Raw genomic sequence first — 15,243 nt, forward strand, 5'->3', positions numbered from 1 at the left:
GAGCACGACGACATGGTCGTGCGGGCACGCAGCGATGAGTTGGGCGTTGCCGGATCGTCGGACCGTGCACGAGGCGCGTATCGGACGCGCCGCTCATCGAGGAGCGTTTCCCCATGAAGCAGGTACGACCGGCGGCCCTGGTATCGGCCGTCGCCCTGACCGTGACGGCGGCCGCCCTGCCGGCCGCCGCCTCGGAACCGGTGCCCGGCGAGGTCACCGAGTACACCGGGACGATCGAGGGTGCCGACTACCGCGCCGTCGTCCCCGACGACTGGAACGGCACCCTCGTGCTGTTCGCGCACGGCTACTTCCCCCCGCAGTTCGAGCAGCTCGGGTTCGAGATCTCCGACCAGCTCGCCAACAACCCCCGCACCGAGGAATGGCTGACGGGCCAGGGCTACGCGCTCGCCGGCTCGATGTTCGGCGGTGACGGCTTCGGCTACACGCTGCCCGACGCCGTCGACCACCAGGAGAACGTCCTGGACTGGTTCGCCGACGAGATCGGCGAGCCGGACACGACCCTCGCGAACGGGCAGTCCTTCGGCGGAGCCATCGCGACCCTGCACGCGGACCAGGATCCGCGCGTCGACGGCGTGCTCGGGACGTCCGCCGGGTTCGACCCGGTCGGCGGCTGGGACGCCGCGCTCGACGTGCAGTACGCCGCGATGACCCTCCTGTTCGACGACCTCGTGGACGAGAACGGCAACCCCGTCGAGATCGTGGACCCGGCCGACCCGGAGGCATCGCAGACGGCACTGGTCAACGCCGCGTACGCGGCGCTGGGCGACCCGGAGGCGAACGCCCGCATGGCCCTCGCGGGATCGCTGGTCCAGGTCCCCGCCTGGTTCGACTTCGCGAGCCCGCGCCCGGACGACCCGGCTGAGGCCGCCCACGCGCTCAGCGAGTGGGTCGTGAACGCCTACCTCAACGGGCACGGGCCCGCGGACCGGGCGCACGTCGCCGAGACGTTCGGCGGGAACCCGTCGACGAACGTCGGCGTCGACTACCACGAACTGTTCCGCCGGTCCGTGGAGCGCGGGACCGTGAAGGCGGCGTACGAGGCCGCGGGCCTCGGCAAGGACCAGCTCCGGGCGGACCTCGACGCCCTGCAGGCCGGAACGCGGTACGACGCCGACCCCGCGGCGCGGGCACGGATGGCCGCGCACACCTCCCCGGGCGATCTCGACGTCCCGATCCTCACGGTGCACACCACCGGCGACGGCGGGGCCCCGGCGGCCGACGTCCGGTCCTACGCCGACCACGTCCGTGCCGAGTGCGGGGACATCCGCAACCTGTGGGCCGCGCGCGGCGGGCACCCGACCGTGACCGCGGCCGAGGAGATCGTCGCCGTCCAGGCGCTCGAGCACCGCGTGCGGACCGGTGTCTGGCCGCCGCTCAACCCGCGCGCCACGGGCAGGGCGGCCGCCGCACTGCCGCCGGAGACCCACGTCGTCGCGACGTGGGACGAGAACTTCGACACGATCTTCGTCGACGCCGAGGCCGAGTTCACCCGGTACGTCCCGCCGCGTGCGCCCCGCGCGACGTACTGACGCGGTTCACCTCGGGAGCATCGATGCGCCGGCGTCCTGACGGCTCGGTGCGACGGGCACCGCGCCCGTCGCACCGGGATCGTCCGGGACGGCGCCACCGGGTACCGACGCCGTGCGCGATCTCAGCGCGCGGCGTCGGCGGCGCGGAGGTCGGCGACGAGGGCGGCGAACGCCTCGTCCCACTCGGCTCGGCGGTCGCGGAGCCGCAGCAGCGCGGACGGGTGCGTGGTCACGACGACGGCGCCGGCGTCGTGCGCCGCGCCCGCGTCGCCGGGCGGGTCGAGCACCTTGCCGCGCAGCTCGCCGATCCGGACGGTCCGGCCCAGGACCGCGCGGGCCGCCGTCGAACCCATCGCGACGACGACGCGCGGCCCGACGGCCGCGACCTCGGCCTCGAGCCACGGCAGGCACGCCCGGATGTGCGCGACGTCGGGCGTCTTGTGCAGCCGGCGCTTGCCCCGCTCGGTGAAGCGGAAGTGCTTGACGGCGTTCGTGACGTACACGCGCTCCGGGTCGAGGCCGGCGGCGGCGAGGGCGTCGGCGAGCACGCGCCCGGCGGGGCCGACGAACGGCTCGCCCTCCTTGTCCTCGCGGTCGCCCGGCTGCTCGCCGACGAGCACGACGTCGGCGTCGTCGGGCCCGGAGGAGAACACGACCTGCGTGGCCGGCGCCCACAACTCGCAGCCGCGACAGCGGTGCGCGGCCTCGCCGAGCGCGTCGACGTCGGCCCCTTCGGGGACCCACTCCTGGGCCCCGGGGCGCTCGGGCGTGGTGCGTGCCACAGCTCACCTCCCACGCCCAGCATCGCCAAAGGCTGCCCCACTCGCCCGCGGGGGCTGGTCCCGGGGCCGCCTCAAGGGGTGTGGCGGAGCAGGGCGGCGCCGTGGGGTGGGAGGTCGATCCGGAGCGCCGCGCTGCCCGGGGCGACGCCGCGGGCGGCGTCGGACTGGGTCGTCACGGGCTCGAGCGGGACCCGGTCGCCGCTCCACAGCTCGTGGACGACGCCGCCCGCCGGGAAGTCCAGGTCCCCGGCGTCGAGCACGGCGGCCAGCGGCTCGTCGCCGAGAGTGAAGACCGCCGCCCAGCGCACGCCGTCGTCGCCCTCCGCGCCCCACAGGACGAGCGGGCCCTCGCGGAACAGCTCCCGGTTTCCGCGCGAGCGGGCGTGGACGTCGAGGACGTCGGCGTTGGTCAGGAGCGCGATCGTGTCCGGGTCCGACGACGGCAGGTCGCCGCCCACCATGAGCGGCGAGCGGGCCATCACCCAGAGCGTCAGGAGGGAGATGCGCTCGGGCCGGGTGAGGCGGTCGTCGCGGGGCTCGCCGCGTTCGGCGCGGAGGCCGATGCGGCCGAGCGGCAGCATGTCACCGTCGGGCCAGCCGTCCGGTCCGGCGTGCGGCGCCCAGCGGGCGAACCGCGCGAAGTTGGCCTCGACGTCCTCCCAGCGGTCCCAGAGGTCGTCGCAGATGCGCCACATGGTGGCGTGCCGGCGCAGGTGGTCGAGGCGGGCAAGCGACAGATCGCGTCCGGGGGAGAGGGAGAGCGCGATGGGCCGTCCGGTGCGCTCGATGGCGCGGGCGTACGCGGCGACGTCGTCGGCCTGGTAGGGCCAGAGCATGTCGTCGGCCTTGATGAAGTCGACGCCCCAGGCGGCGTACAGGGCGAGGGTGGAGTCGTAGTACGCCTGCGCGCCGGGGTGGTTGTGGTCGAGGCCGAGCATGTCCGGGTTCCACTCGCAGACGTTGGTGTCGTCGGCGACGGCGTCGGCCGTGACCTCGGTGCCCATGACCGGGGTGCGCTGCGCGACGGCGCGGCGCGGGATGCCGCGCATCGTGTGGATGCCGAACTTGAGGCCGAGGGCGTGGACCTGATCCGCGAGCGGGCGGAAGCCGGCGCCGTCCGCCGACGACGGGAAGCGGCCCGGGTCCGGGACGAGGCGGCCGTGGTCGTCCATCCGGAGCGGCGCGTCCGCGTTGTAGCCGTGGGAGCGGGCGGTCGGATCGGACCAGTCGATGTCCACCACCACCGTGTCCCAGCCGTGCGGGAGCAGGTGCTCGGCCATGAACCGGGCGTTGGCGAGGACCTCGTCCTCGGTGACCGTGGTGCCGTAGCAGTCCCAGCTGTTCCAGCCCATCGGTGGGCGGAAGGTGCGGTTGTTCATCGTTGGAGTCTCCCAGACCGCGGGATCGCAGGGTTCCGGTGTCCGGTCGAACGCGGTCGCGGCCGAACGGCCGGTGCCGTCCTCGCGAGCGGCCGAATCGGTAGACGTCCGGCACGACAGGCGATATGGTCGTTCATGTCAACGAACCAAGGTCGCATTCGTGAACCTGCGTGGTGCGGCCGCCTCCGGAGGGAAGACATGCCCAACATCACCGTCGAGCTGCTGCGTGGCCGTACCCTCGAGCAGCGTCGCGAGTTCGCCAAGGCCGTGGCCGACAACGCCGTCGAGATCCTGGGAGCCCGGCGCCAGGACGTCCGCATGGTCTTCACCGAGATCACTCCCGACATCGTCGCGAACGGCGGCGTGCTCGCCAGCGAGGACCAGAGCCGCGCCGGCGTGGTGGCCTCGCTGGCCGACGACTGAGCGGCTGCCTCATGCGTGTCGACGACGGAGTCCGGAGCGTCACGGTGTCAGGGGAGTCGTCGTCGCCCGGGGGATCGGTCGCGCCTGGGGGATCGGTCGGGGCGCCGGGTTCGGCGGAATCGGCGGGATCGACTGGGCCGGGGGAATCGACGGGGTCGGCTGGGCGCGGGAAGGCGGCTGGGTCAGTGGAACCGGTGGAAGCAGTCGGGTCAGGGTCCGTTCTGGAACGTCTGGGCCGTGCACGGGTGGTTCCCGTGGTCGTGGTCGACGACGCCGAGCAGGGCCTCGGCGTCGCGGAGGCGCTGGAGGGCGGCGGCCTCCCCGTCGCCGAGGTCACCTTCCGCACGTCTGGTGCGCGGGACGCGATCGAGGCGATCACCGCCGACCATCCTGGCATGCTGGTCGGCGCGGGCACGGTGGTGAACCCGCGCCAGGTCGACGAGGCCGTGGCGGCCGGCGCCTCCTTCCTGGTGTCCCCGGGGCTGAGCGAGTCGGTGGTGCGGGCGGCGCGGGAGGCGGGTGTGCCGATCCTGCCGGGTGTGGCGACGGCGTCGGACATCATGGCGGCGCTCGAGCTCGGGGTCACGACGGTCAAGCTGTTCCCGGCCGGTGTGGTCGGCGGGCCGGGTGCGATCAAGGCGCTGTCCGCGCCGTTCGGGCAGGTCACGTTCGTGCCGACCGGCGGCGTCACCGCCGCCAACCTGCCCGACTATCTCGCCCTGTCGTCGGTGCTGGCGGTGGGCGGGTCGTGGATGGTGGACAAGGAGCTGGTCGTCGCGGGCGACTTCGCCGAGATCACCCGCCGCACCGCCCAGGCCGTGGCGATCGCCACTGGCGCTGGGCCGCGTGGTTGAGCGCGCGTTCTCGTGGCCCTGTCCTGCGCTGTTCCTGCCGGGCATCGGGACGCGGTCGGATCCGGGCGCGTGGAGGCCTCCGGTTGCCGCGCGCTGCCGCTCGGGGATGTGTCCCGCGGTGATTCCGGGCCGCCTCCACCCGCCGTGCATCCCGCTGTATCTCGCAATCTGAGGCCGCGTCGCCCGCGGCTGGTCTTCTCGAAGGAGTCTGACTATGACCAATCCCTCCCTGTCCGTCCGCCCCGCTGCCGAGTGTCGGTATGACGTCGTCGCGCTGGGGGAGGTGATGTTGCGTCTGGATCCGGGTGAGCGGCGGGTGCGTAACGCGCGCCGGTTCGATGTGTGGGAGGGCGGGGGTGAGTACAACGTGGCGCGGGGTTTGCGGCGGTGTTTCGGGTTGCGGGGTGCGATCGTGACGGCGTTGGCGAACAACGACGTCGGCCGTCTGGTGGAGGACCTGATGCTGGCCGGCGGCCTGGACACGTCCTGGGTGCAGTGGTGTGACTTCGACGGGATCGGCCGGCAGGTGCGTAACGGGTTGAACTTCACCGAGCGGGGGTTCGGGGTGCGCGGGGCGCTGGGGGTGAGTGACCGGGGCCACACTGCGGCGTCGCAGATGCGGCCCGAGGACGTGGACTGGGAGGCACTCTTCTCGGGCGGGGCGCGGTGGCTGCACACGGGCGGGATCTTCGCTGCCCTGTCCGAGTCGACCGCTGAGGTCGCGGAGGTGGCGATGGCGGCTGCGCGCAAGCACGGCACGGTCGTGTCCTACGACCTGAACTACCGGCCCTCGTTGTGGAAGGGGATCGGTGGGGTGGAGCGGGCGCGGGAGGTCAACCGGCGGCTGGCGCGGCATGTGGATGTGATGATCGGTAACGAGGAGGACTTCACGGCCTCGCTGGGGTTCGAGGTGGAGGGCGTGTCCGAGGATCTGAGGGATCTGGACACGGGCGCGTTCCGGGCCATGATCGAACGGGTCTCGGGCGAGTACGGCAACTTCCAGGTGATCGCGACCACGCTGCGCGGGGTGCAGACCGCGACGGTGAATGACTGGGGTGCGATCGCGTGGTCGCGCGCGGAGGGGTTCGCCGAGGCGACCCACCGGCCCGGCCTGGAGATCCTGGACCGTGTCGGTGGGGGTGACTCGTTCGCCTCCGGGCTGGCCTACGGGCTCATGGAGCTCGACTCGCTGGCGGAAGCGGTCCAGTACGGCGCCGCGCACGGTGCCCTGGCGATGACGACCCCGGGCGACACGACCACGGCCACCCTGGCCGAGGTCGCCAAGCTGGCCGGCGGCGGCAGCGCCCGCGTCGACCGCTGACCACAGCCCCACGGCGGCGCGGGCTCAGCGGACCAGGCTGTGGCCCTGCACCGCCGCCAGCTTCGCCTTCACGCTGAGCAGCGTCTCGATGATGAGATCCTCGCGCCCGTCGCCGAGCCGGCTGATCGGCACCGCGACGCTCATGGCGTCCACGGACTGATGGCTGAAGCGGAGCGCCACGCCGAAGCAGCGCACGCCGAGGCACGACTCCTCGCTCTCGGTGGCGTAGCCCTGGTAGGCCGCGCGGTCGATGATCTCGAGCACGGCCTCCTTGTCGGTGGTCGTGTGCGGCGTGATCGCGGAGATCGACTCGGGCACCAGCGCGCGGCGGGACTCGACCGGCAACTCGGCGAGCAGGGCGCGCCCCAGCGAGGTGGCGTACGCCGGCAGCCGGCGGCCGACGGCGGAGTGCATGCGCAGCGGGTGCACCGACTCGCGCTTGGCGGTGTAGATGACGTCCGCACCGTCGAGGCGCCCGAGGTGGACGGTCTCCTGCGTGGCGGCGGCCACCTCGTCGAGCACGGCCGTGGCCCGGGCGAGCACGGGATCGCCGTCCAGGTAGGCCGAGCTCACGACGAGCGAGTGGATGCCGAGCTGATAGACGCTGCCGGTGGGGTCGGTCTGCAGCCAGCCGCGGTCGGTCATCGTCCGCAGCAGCGCGTGCAGGCTGCTCTTGGGAATGTTGAGGCGCGTCGACAACTGCAGCTGGGTCCCGGGCCCGTTGGCCGCGATGTCGTCCAGCAGGTCCAGCGCGCGGGCCGCCGACTTGACCGGCCCGGCGTCGGTGGAGCCGGACGTCTCCCTCTGAAGCTGCATGAACGCTCTCCTCTGGTCCTACCGCTCTGTCCTGCCGCGAGCGCCCGGGCTCGTCCCGGGGGTGAACCAAGAATACCTCCGAGTTCGCATACATGGACAGACTTCGACCCCTTGACCAGTGAGTGGGATCACGTCTATGGTCGGAGCAGTTCACATAGACGAACGCAGTTCACAGACCGAGGGTGACTACATGATCCAGGTTCGATACTCGATACCTCCGTCCAGCGCGGAGACGGCCACCACTGCGGACCTGCGGGAGAACTTCCTGGTCCGGGATCTCTTCGTGAGCGGTGAGGTCCGGGGCACGTACACCCACGACGACCGGATGGTGATCGGCGGGGCCGTGCCCGGCGCCGACGAGGTCGGCCTGCCGGCCTGGACCGAGGTGCTCGGGACCGAGAACCACCTCGACCGCCGCGAGCTCGGCGTCATCAACGTCGGGTCCGCCGGGCACGTCGTCGTCGACGGGGAGAAGTTCGAGCTGGAGCACCTCGACGGGCTGTACGCCGGCCGAGGGAGCGAGGTGTCCTTCGGCGGCGCCGAGGCCGCCTTCTACTTCGTGTCCGCCCCGGCTCACGCGACCTACCCGGCCCAGGCGCTCAGCCACAGCGAGGTGGAGCCGGTCGCCCTGGGCTCGGCCGAGGCGGCCAACGAGCGCAACCTCTTCCGCTACGCGTGGGGGCAGGACCTGCGGACCTCCGTCCTCCAGTTCGGGGTGACCGTCGTGGCCCGCGGATCGGTCTGGAACACCTTCCCGCCGCACCTGCACGACCGCCGCACCGAGGTCTACTGCTACGTCGACCTCGCCGAGGACGACCGCGTCTTCCACTTCCTGGGCCGCCCCGGCGCGACCCGCCACCTCGTGCTCCGGAACCGCGAGGCCGTGATCTCCCCGCCGTGGTCCATCCACTCCGGTGCCGGCACCGGGTCGTACGCCTTCATCTGGGCGATGGCGGGCGAGAACAACGCCTACACCGACCTCAGCCCCGTGGCCCTGGAGGAACTGTGACGACCGGCCCGGCAGCGCGGCCGTCCGCCGCGGCACGCTCACCCTTCGACCTGACCGGCAGGTGCGCGGCGGTGACGGGCGCGGGGCGCGGCCTCGGCCGGGCGATCGCCCTCGGCCTCGCCCGGGCGGGTGCCGACGTCGTCCTGCTCGGCCGGCCGGGTCACCAGGACGAGACCCGCGACCGGATCACCGCACTCGGCGTCAAGGCCGATGTCGTCGACCTCGACGTGAGCGACCTCGACGCGGTCGAGCGGGTCAGCGCGGACCTGAACGACTCACGCCGGATCGACGTCGTGGTCAACAACGCCGGGATCATCGACCGCGAGGACTCCGTCGCCGTCGGCCGGGACTCCTGGCAGCGGGTGCTCGACGTCAACCTCACCGGACTCTTCTTCCTCACCCAGCGGCTCGGCCACCCGATGGTCGAGCGCGGCCACGGCAAGATCGTCAGCGTCGCCAGCCTGCTGTCCTTCCAGGGCGGCCTGCGGGTCGCGTCGTACGCCGCCACCAAGCACGGCGTCGCCGGCCTGACCAAGGCGCTGGCCAACGAGTGGGGACCGCACGGCGTCCAGGTCAACGCCATCGCACCGGGCTACATGGTCACCGACAACACCACCGCGCTCCGTGAGGACGCGGACCGCGCACGCGCCATCCTGGACCGTATCCCGGCCGGACGCTGGGGCACGCCCGAGGACGTCGCCGGCGCGGCCGTGTTCCTCAGTTCCTCGGCCGCCGACTACGTCAACGGACACGTCCTGGCCGTCGACGGCGGCTGGCTGGCCCGCTGAACCCGCTCCACCCAGTACCGCCGCCGGAGTACCGGCACCGAAAGAAATCGAGGATCGACAATGAAGTTCACCTCTCGACACACGGCAGCCGCCATCGGGGTCACCCTGGCCGCCGCCACCCTCACGGGCTGCACCGAGGAGGTCGGCGGGGGCGGTCCCGCCGCCGCGGCCGGGGCGTGCGACCCGGCGGACATCACCCTGGTGGGCCAGGTGCGCAACGAGTCCAACCCCTACGAGGCGGCCTGGCTGGACGGCGGCGACACGTTCGCCGAGCAGGTCGGCCTCACCCAGCAGCGGCTCACCTACGACGGCGACTCGACGCGCCAGCAGGAGCAGATCAGCCAGCTGCTCGCCGGCGACACCGAGTGCCTGGTCATGAACGTCCTGCCGAACGGCGACTCCGACACCCCGCCCATCGTCGAGGGTGCCGAGGAGGCGGGCGCCTACCTCGTCACCCAGTGGAACAAGCCGGCCGACCTGAACGTCACCGACTACGACCACTGGCTGTCGCACATCACCTACGACGGCGTGGAGTCGGGCCGGCAGATCGGGGACGCGCTGGCCGAGGCGATCGGCGGCTCGGGCGGCGTGATCGCCCTGCAGGGCGTGCTGGACACCGGAGCGGCCAAGGACCGGTTCGCGGGCTTCGAGGAGTCGCTGGCCGCCAACCCGGAGGTCGAGCTGCTCGACGACCAGACCGCCAACTTCTCCCGCGCGGAGGCGCTGGAGGTGACCAAGACGCTCCTCACCAAGCACGGCGAGGACATCGAGGGCATCTGGGCCGCCAACGACGACATGGCGCTCGGTGCGCTGGAGGCGCTGGAGCAGGCCGGTCGCACGGACGTGGCCGTGGTCGGCATCGACGCCGTGCCCGACGCGCTCACGGCGATCGAGGAAGGCACCATGACGGCCACCGTCTCGAGCGACGGTCCCTGGCAGGGCGGTATCGGCCTGGCCATCGGCTACTGCGTGGCCACCGGCGAGCTCGCCGTCGAGGACATCGCCGACGAGGACCGCGCCTGGTTCGCGGAGCAGTTCCTCATCGACCAGGACAACGTCGCCGACTTCGTCTCCCCGGAGATCACCGAGTCCGACTTCGCCTGCGACAACCTGTTCAGCCGTTCACAGGGCGCGATGTCGTGACCATGACATCCCCCGCCGACGCCGACCTCGAGGTCGTGCACGCGCGGCGCCCCCGGCCTCGGCGGGGGGTGTCGCTCCGGGACGCGGGCCCGCCGGTCGCCCTGGTCGTCGTCTTCGGGATCTTCGCGGCGCTCAGCCCCGGGTTCCGGACGCTCTCCAACGTGCAGAACGTGCTGGACGCCGCCGCGGTACTCACGGTCGTGACGTGCGGCATCACCTTCGTGCTCATGATGGGGTCGATCGACCTGTCCGCCCCCGGGATCATGGGCGCGTCCGCGATCGCGGTCGCTCTCCTGGTCGCCAACAACCGCAACGACAACGACTACGGGCTCCTCGGCGTCGTCCTCGCCGTCCTGCTCGGCGCCGGGCTCGGCTGCCTCAGCGGGCTCGCCCTGGTCACGCTGAAGGTGCCGTCCTTCATGACCACCCTCGGGATCTCCGCCGTGGGCCTCGGCGTGGCGACCCTCATGTTCGCGGGCGTGCAGCCCAACGTGTCCGACCGGATGCTGGCGGGCCTGGCGGTCGAGAGATTCCTCGGCCTGGCCCACCTGACCTGGATCGCCTTCGCCTGCGTGCTCGTCGGCTGGCTGGTGCAGCGCTACTCGCGCCTGGGCCGGTACGCCTTCGCGATCGGCGGTGCGGAGGAGGTGCTGGCGCTCTCCGGCGTGCGGGTCGCGCCCTACAAGGTGGCGGTCTTCACGATGGCCGGCGCGTTCTACGGCCTGGCCGGCGTGATGGTCACCAGCCAGCTCGGCGCCGGGCTCGTCCAGGCGGGCAGGGGCTACGACTTCTCCGCCATCGCGGCCGCTGTCGTCGGTGGCACGCTGCTCATCGGCGGCCGCGGCGGGATCCTCCACTCCGCGGTCGGTGTCCTGCTCGTGACGGTGCTGACCAACGGCCTCGTCCAGGTCGGGGTGAGCCCGTACTGGCAGGGTGGCGTCCAGGGCCTCATCGTCGTCGCGGCCGTCGCGGCCGCGGTCATTCCACAACGTCGTAGGAACCAGGTGACGAAGTGACCACGAACCTCACACGCCCGCCCGGGCAGCGGGTGCCGGCGACCGCGCCCGCCCTCGAGGTGCGCGGCCTGGTCAAGCACTACCCGGGCGTCAAGGCGCTCGACGGCGTCGACCTGGTCGTGCGCCGGAACGAGGTCCTGGGGCTGGCCGGCGAGAACGGCGCCGGCAAGTCCACCCTCCTCAAGGCCTTGGTCGGGCTGGTCCGGCCGGATGCCGGCGAGATCTGGGTGCGGGGCGAGAAGGTCCGGCTGGGCAGCATCGCCGACGCCGCCGACCACGGGATCGGCATGGTGTTCCAGGAGCAGTCGCTCGTGCCCAACCTCACCGCGGCCGAGAACATCGTGCTCGGCAGCGAGGGGCCGGGTGTGCGGCACGGCATCTACCGCTGGAACACGATGCGCCGGCTCGCGCAGGAACAGCTCGACAAGATCGGGTCGCACATCGACCCGCTCGCCCGCACCGACTCCCTCTCCTTCGCCGACCGGCAGATGGTCGAGATCGCCAAGGTGCTCCGCATCGAGGAGCGCACCTCCCACCCGCCGGTGATCATCCTCGACGAGCCCACCTCGGTGCTGGAGTCGAAGGAGATCGAGACGCTCTTCACCCAGGTGCGCCGGCTGCGCGAGTTCGCGTCCGTCGTCTTCGTCTCGCACCGGCTCGACGAGGTGCTCGACGTCTGCGACCGGGTCGCCGTCCTGCGGGGCGGCCGGTCGGTGGGCGAGGTGCCGGCCGCGGACGCGGCCCCGGCCGAGCTGCACCGGATGATGATCGGGTCGACCGGGTCCGACGACCACTACCACGGCGCGGCCGCCGAGCGGCCGGACGAGCCCCGGCCCCGCCTCGTCGTGCGCGGCCTGTCCGGCAGGACCTTCCGGGACGTCGACCTCGACGTGCACGCCGGGGAGATCGTCGGCATCGTCGGCGTCCACGGCTCCGGCCGCGAGGACGTGTGCCGGGCGCTCTTCGGCGCCGAGCCCACCACGGCCGGCGAGGTCGTCCTCGACGGCGCGCGGCTCGACCTGTCCGGCACCCGCGCGGCGTGCGCGGCCGGCATCGGGTACGTCCCGGCCGAGCGCAAGACCGAAGGCATGGTGGGCCCGATGTCGGTCGCGGACAACATGACGCTCACCAAGCAGGGATCCCGCTGCACGGGCCCGGTCGTGCGCCCGCGGAAGCAGGCGAAGCTGGTGGACCGGTGGATCGAGAGACTCTCGATCCGCACTCCCGACCGCGGCACCGCGATCCAGCGGCTGTCCGGCGGCAACCAGCAGAAGGTGGTACTCGCCCGCTGGCTCGTGGCCGGCGACGTGCGGCTCCTGCTGCTCGACCACCCGACCCGCGGCCTGGACGTCGGGGCGCGTTCGGAGGTGTACCGGCTCCTGCGCGAGCTCGCCGGCCAGGGCGTGGCCATGGTGCTGCTGGCCGACAGCCTCGAGGAGGCGATCGGCATGTCCGACCGGATCGTCGTGATGAGCGACGGCCGCGCGACCACGGAGGTCGCCGCCCCCGCCGACGGCAAGCCGACCCCGCTCGACCTCGTCAAGGAGATGGTCTGACCGTGTCGACACCTGCCGTCACCGAGCCCGCCGTCGCCGGGCCGCCCGTCACCGGCCGCGCCGTCGCGGGCCGCCGTCTGACGTCGTTCATGCCGGTCATCGCGCTCGTCGTGCTGCTGGCGGCCCTGACCGTCGCCGACCCCGGCTTCCTGACCCTCAACAGCCTCACGGCCGCGGCCCGCACCTCCGCACCGCTCGTCGTGCTCGCGGCCGGCGCCACCCTGGTGGTGCTGTGCGGCGGCATCGACCTGTCGATCGCCGCGCTCTGCTCGCTGGCGACGGTCTTCTTCGCGCTGTGGCTGCCCGACCTCGGCGGCCTCACCACCGTCGCGGTCGTCGCGGCCACCGCCGCGATCGGGGCGGCACAGGGCGTCGCGCACGTGCTGCTGCGCATCCCGTCGTTCATCGTCACCCTCGGCGGGCTGAGCATCTTCTCCGCGATCGCCCTCGTGATCTCCGACGCCGGCCCGATCCGCGTGGTCGACCGGGACGTCACCCACTGGCTCACGCTCTACGTCGGCGGCGTCGTGCCGATGGCCTTCGTCGTCGCGCTGCTCGTCGTGGTGGTCGTCTCCCTCGTCCTGCGGTCCACACCGCTCGAGAGCTGGATCCGCGCCACCGGGTACTCCGAATCGGCGGCCCGGCTCGCGGGGGCGCCCGTCGACGTCGTCAAGGTCGCCGCCTTCACGGTCTCCGGCGCCTGCGCGGGCCTGGCCGCGATCATGCTCGTCTCCCGGAACTTCAGCGGCAGCCCCACCATGGCCGACAACCTGCTCCTGCCCGCCGTGGCGGCCATCGTGGTGGGCGGCACCGCCATCACCGGTGGCCACGGCTCGCTGTGGCGCAGCCTCGCCGGGGCGCTCGTCGTGACCCTGCTCCGCGTCGGGCTGCCGATCGTCGGCGTCCCGTCGGCCTACGAGCAGATCCTCTACGGCGCGATCATCGTCGCCGCCGTCGCGCTCACCCTCGACCGATCGAAGGTGCAGATCATCAAGTAGCCGCCGCGCCACGTCGCCGCCGGCCACCCCGGCCCCGCCATCGACCGACAACCCCATACCACGGAAGGCTCCTCATGTCCGAAACCTCCCACCTTCTGCCCGCCGTCTCCTCGTTCCTCTCCTCGCCCAGGCAGCTGCTGATCGACGGCGAGTGGGTGGACGCCAAGGACGGCAAGACCTTCGCCACGGTGAATCCGGCGACCGAGGAGGAACTCGTCCAGGTCTCCCAGGCGTCCGCGGTCGACGCCGACCGCGCGGTCGCGGCCGCCCGCACCGCCTTCGAGGACGGATCCCCCTGGTCGCGGATGACCCCGCGGGACCGATCGCACCTCCTGTGGCGCGTCGGCGACCTGATCGAGGAGCACGCCGAGGAGTTCGCGCAGCTCGAGTCCCTAGACAACGGCAAGAGCCTCACGTCCGCCCGGGGCGACGTCGGCGTCGCCGCCGAGCTCTTCCGGTACTTCGCCGGCTGGGCCACCAAGATCGAGGGCACGACCATCCCGATGTCGGTGCCCGGCCGCGACTTCCACGCCTACACCCGCCGCGAGCCCATCGGCGTCGTCGCCGGCATCGTGCCGTGGAACTTCCCCCTCACGATGGCCTGCTTCAAGATCGTCCCGTCCATCACGGCGGGCAACACCATCGTGCTCAAGCCGGCCGAGCAGACCCCGCTCACCGCGCTCCGGCTCGGCGAGCTGCTGCTCGAGGCCGGCCTCCCGGCCGGCGTCGTCAACGTCCTGCCCGGGTACGGGGACGCGGGAGCCGCCCTCGTCGACCACGCGGGCGTCGACAAGGTCGCCTTCACCGGCAGCACGGAGGTCGGCAGGAAGATCGCCGCCGGCGCCTCGAAGAACCTCAAGAAGGTGTCGCTCGAGCTCGGCGGCAAGGCGCCCAACATCGTCTTCGCCGACGCCGACCTCGACGCCGCGATCGCCGGTGCGGCGCTCGCCGGCTACTTCAACGAGGGCCAGTGCTGCGTCAACGGCTCGCGCCTGTACGTCCAGCGTGAGGTGTTCGACCAGGTGGTCGACGGCGTCGCCGCGGCGGCGCGGGCCATCAGGGTCGGCGACGCCTTCGACCCGGCGACCACGATGGGGCCGCTGGTCTCCCAGGAGCAGCACGAGAAGGTCATGGGCTACGTCCGCGGCGCGGTGGCCGACGGCGCCACGCTCGCCGCCGGGAGCCCCGACCCGGCCGCCGACCGCGGCTACTTCTTCTCGCCGACCCTCATCACCGACGTCACCGAGCAGATGGCCGTGCAGACCGACGAGATCTTCGGGCCCGTCATCACGGCCGTCCCGTTCGACTCGGAGGACGAGGTCGTCGCGGCCGCCAACAACACGGTCTACGGCCTCGCCGCCGGCGTCTGGTCGCGGGACCTCGGCACGGCGCACCGGGTCGGCAGCAGGCTCCGGGCCGGCACGGTGTGGCTCAACACCTGGCACGCGGACGACGTCACCCTCCCGCGGGGCGGCTACAAGCAGTCCGGCTGGGGCCGTGAGCTCGGCGCGTTCGGCCTGGACGACTACACCGAACTGAAGACCGTCATCGCGGAGCTGCGGTGAGCACGCGCCACGAGCGCTGACCACGAACGCTGACACGGAACCA

14 protein-coding genes are annotated in these 15,243 nt (G+C 72.4%); 11 read left to right on the forward strand and 3 right to left on the reverse strand.

The features are described 5' to 3' along the window. Positions 1–113: 113 nt before the first annotated feature. Positions 114–1,550: an alpha/beta fold hydrolase gene (locus tag IIE03_RS05995; protein ID WP_192861839.1), complete on the forward strand. Its 1,437-nt coding sequence runs from the start codon at positions 114–116 to the stop codon at positions 1,548–1,550. A 122-nt stretch (positions 1,551–1,672) separates the two neighbouring features. On the opposite strand, the gene IIE03_RS06000 is transcribed toward IIE03_RS05995, so the two are convergent. Together IIE03_RS06000 and IIE03_RS06005 are read right to left on the reverse strand one after the other, a co-directional pair. After that, complete coding sequence (locus IIE03_RS06000) at positions 1,673–2,332, reverse strand: UdgX family uracil-DNA binding protein (RefSeq protein WP_192861840.1); 660 nt, start codon at positions 2,330–2,332, stop codon at positions 1,673–1,675. A 71-nt stretch (positions 2,333–2,403) separates the two neighbouring features. After that, positions 2,404–3,711 (reverse strand): glycoside hydrolase family 27 protein, encoded by a 1,308-nt coding sequence (locus tag IIE03_RS06005; protein ID WP_225997345.1) that lies wholly within the window; start codon positions 3,709–3,711, stop codon positions 2,404–2,406. Positions 3,712–3,909: 198 nt separating this feature from the next. On the opposite strand from IIE03_RS06005, the gene IIE03_RS06010 reads away from it, so the two are divergent. From IIE03_RS06010 to IIE03_RS06020, 3 genes are all read left to right on the forward strand, one after another. Then, entirely contained in the window at positions 3,910–4,134 is a 225-nt protein-coding gene (locus IIE03_RS06010) for a tautomerase family protein (protein WP_192861841.1), read from the forward strand. 194 nt (positions 4,135–4,328) lie between these two features. Next, entirely contained in the window at positions 4,329–4,988 is a 660-nt protein-coding gene (eda, locus tag IIE03_RS06015; protein WP_318842828.1) for a bifunctional 4-hydroxy-2-oxoglutarate aldolase/2-dehydro-3-deoxy-phosphogluconate aldolase, read from the forward strand. A gap of 214 nt (positions 4,989–5,202) precedes the next feature. Further along, positions 5,203–6,309, forward strand: coding sequence for a sugar kinase (locus IIE03_RS06020; RefSeq protein WP_192861843.1), 1,107 nt, complete (start codon positions 5,203–5,205; stop codon positions 6,307–6,309). A 24-nt stretch (positions 6,310–6,333) separates the two neighbouring features. On the opposite strand, the gene IIE03_RS06025 is transcribed toward IIE03_RS06020, so the two are convergent. Continuing rightward, on the reverse strand, positions 6,334–7,125 hold the full coding sequence (locus IIE03_RS06025; RefSeq protein WP_192861844.1) for an IclR family transcriptional regulator: 792 nt from the start codon (positions 7,123–7,125) through the stop codon (positions 6,334–6,336). Positions 7,126–7,315: 190 nt separating this feature from the next. On the opposite strand from IIE03_RS06025, the gene kduI reads away from it, so the two are divergent. From kduI to IIE03_RS06060, 7 genes are all read left to right on the forward strand, one after another. Further along, positions 7,316–8,134, forward strand: a complete 819-nt coding sequence (gene kduI / locus IIE03_RS06030; protein WP_192861845.1) for a 5-dehydro-4-deoxy-D-glucuronate isomerase — start codon at positions 7,316–7,318, stop codon at positions 8,132–8,134. After that, a complete protein-coding gene (gene kduD / locus IIE03_RS06035; protein ID WP_192861846.1) occupies positions 8,131–8,922 on the forward strand; it encodes a 2-dehydro-3-deoxy-D-gluconate 5-dehydrogenase KduD in 792 nt (263 codons plus the stop codon). Before kduI ends, kduD begins: the two co-directional genes overlap by 4 nt. 60 nt (positions 8,923–8,982) lie before the next feature. Then, a complete protein-coding gene (locus IIE03_RS06040) occupies positions 8,983–10,065 on the forward strand; it encodes a sugar ABC transporter substrate-binding protein (protein ID WP_192861847.1) in 1,083 nt (360 codons plus the stop codon). Between the two features lie 2 nt (positions 10,066–10,067). Further along, positions 10,068–11,081, forward strand: a complete 1,014-nt coding sequence (locus tag IIE03_RS06045) for an ABC transporter permease (protein ID WP_225997350.1) — start codon at positions 10,068–10,070, stop codon at positions 11,079–11,081. Continuing rightward, positions 11,078–12,637 (forward strand): sugar ABC transporter ATP-binding protein, encoded by a 1,560-nt coding sequence (locus IIE03_RS06050; RefSeq protein WP_192861848.1) that lies wholly within the window; start codon positions 11,078–11,080, stop codon positions 12,635–12,637. The genes IIE03_RS06045 and IIE03_RS06050 overlap by 4 nt, the downstream gene beginning before the upstream one ends. Before the next feature lie 2 nt (positions 12,638–12,639). Further along, complete coding sequence (locus IIE03_RS06055) at positions 12,640–13,635, forward strand: ABC transporter permease (protein ID WP_318842829.1); 996 nt, start codon at positions 12,640–12,642, stop codon at positions 13,633–13,635. 74 nt (positions 13,636–13,709) lie between these two features. After that, positions 13,710–15,200: an aldehyde dehydrogenase family protein gene (locus tag IIE03_RS06060; protein ID WP_192861849.1), complete on the forward strand. Its 1,491-nt coding sequence runs from the start codon at positions 13,710–13,712 to the stop codon at positions 15,198–15,200. The last annotated feature ends 43 nt before the right edge of the window (positions 15,201–15,243 follow it).

Origin of the sequence: Myceligenerans pegani, assembly GCF_014892515.1 — a bacterium.
Lineage (GTDB): Bacteria > Actinomycetota > Actinomycetes > Actinomycetales > Cellulomonadaceae > Myceligenerans > Myceligenerans pegani.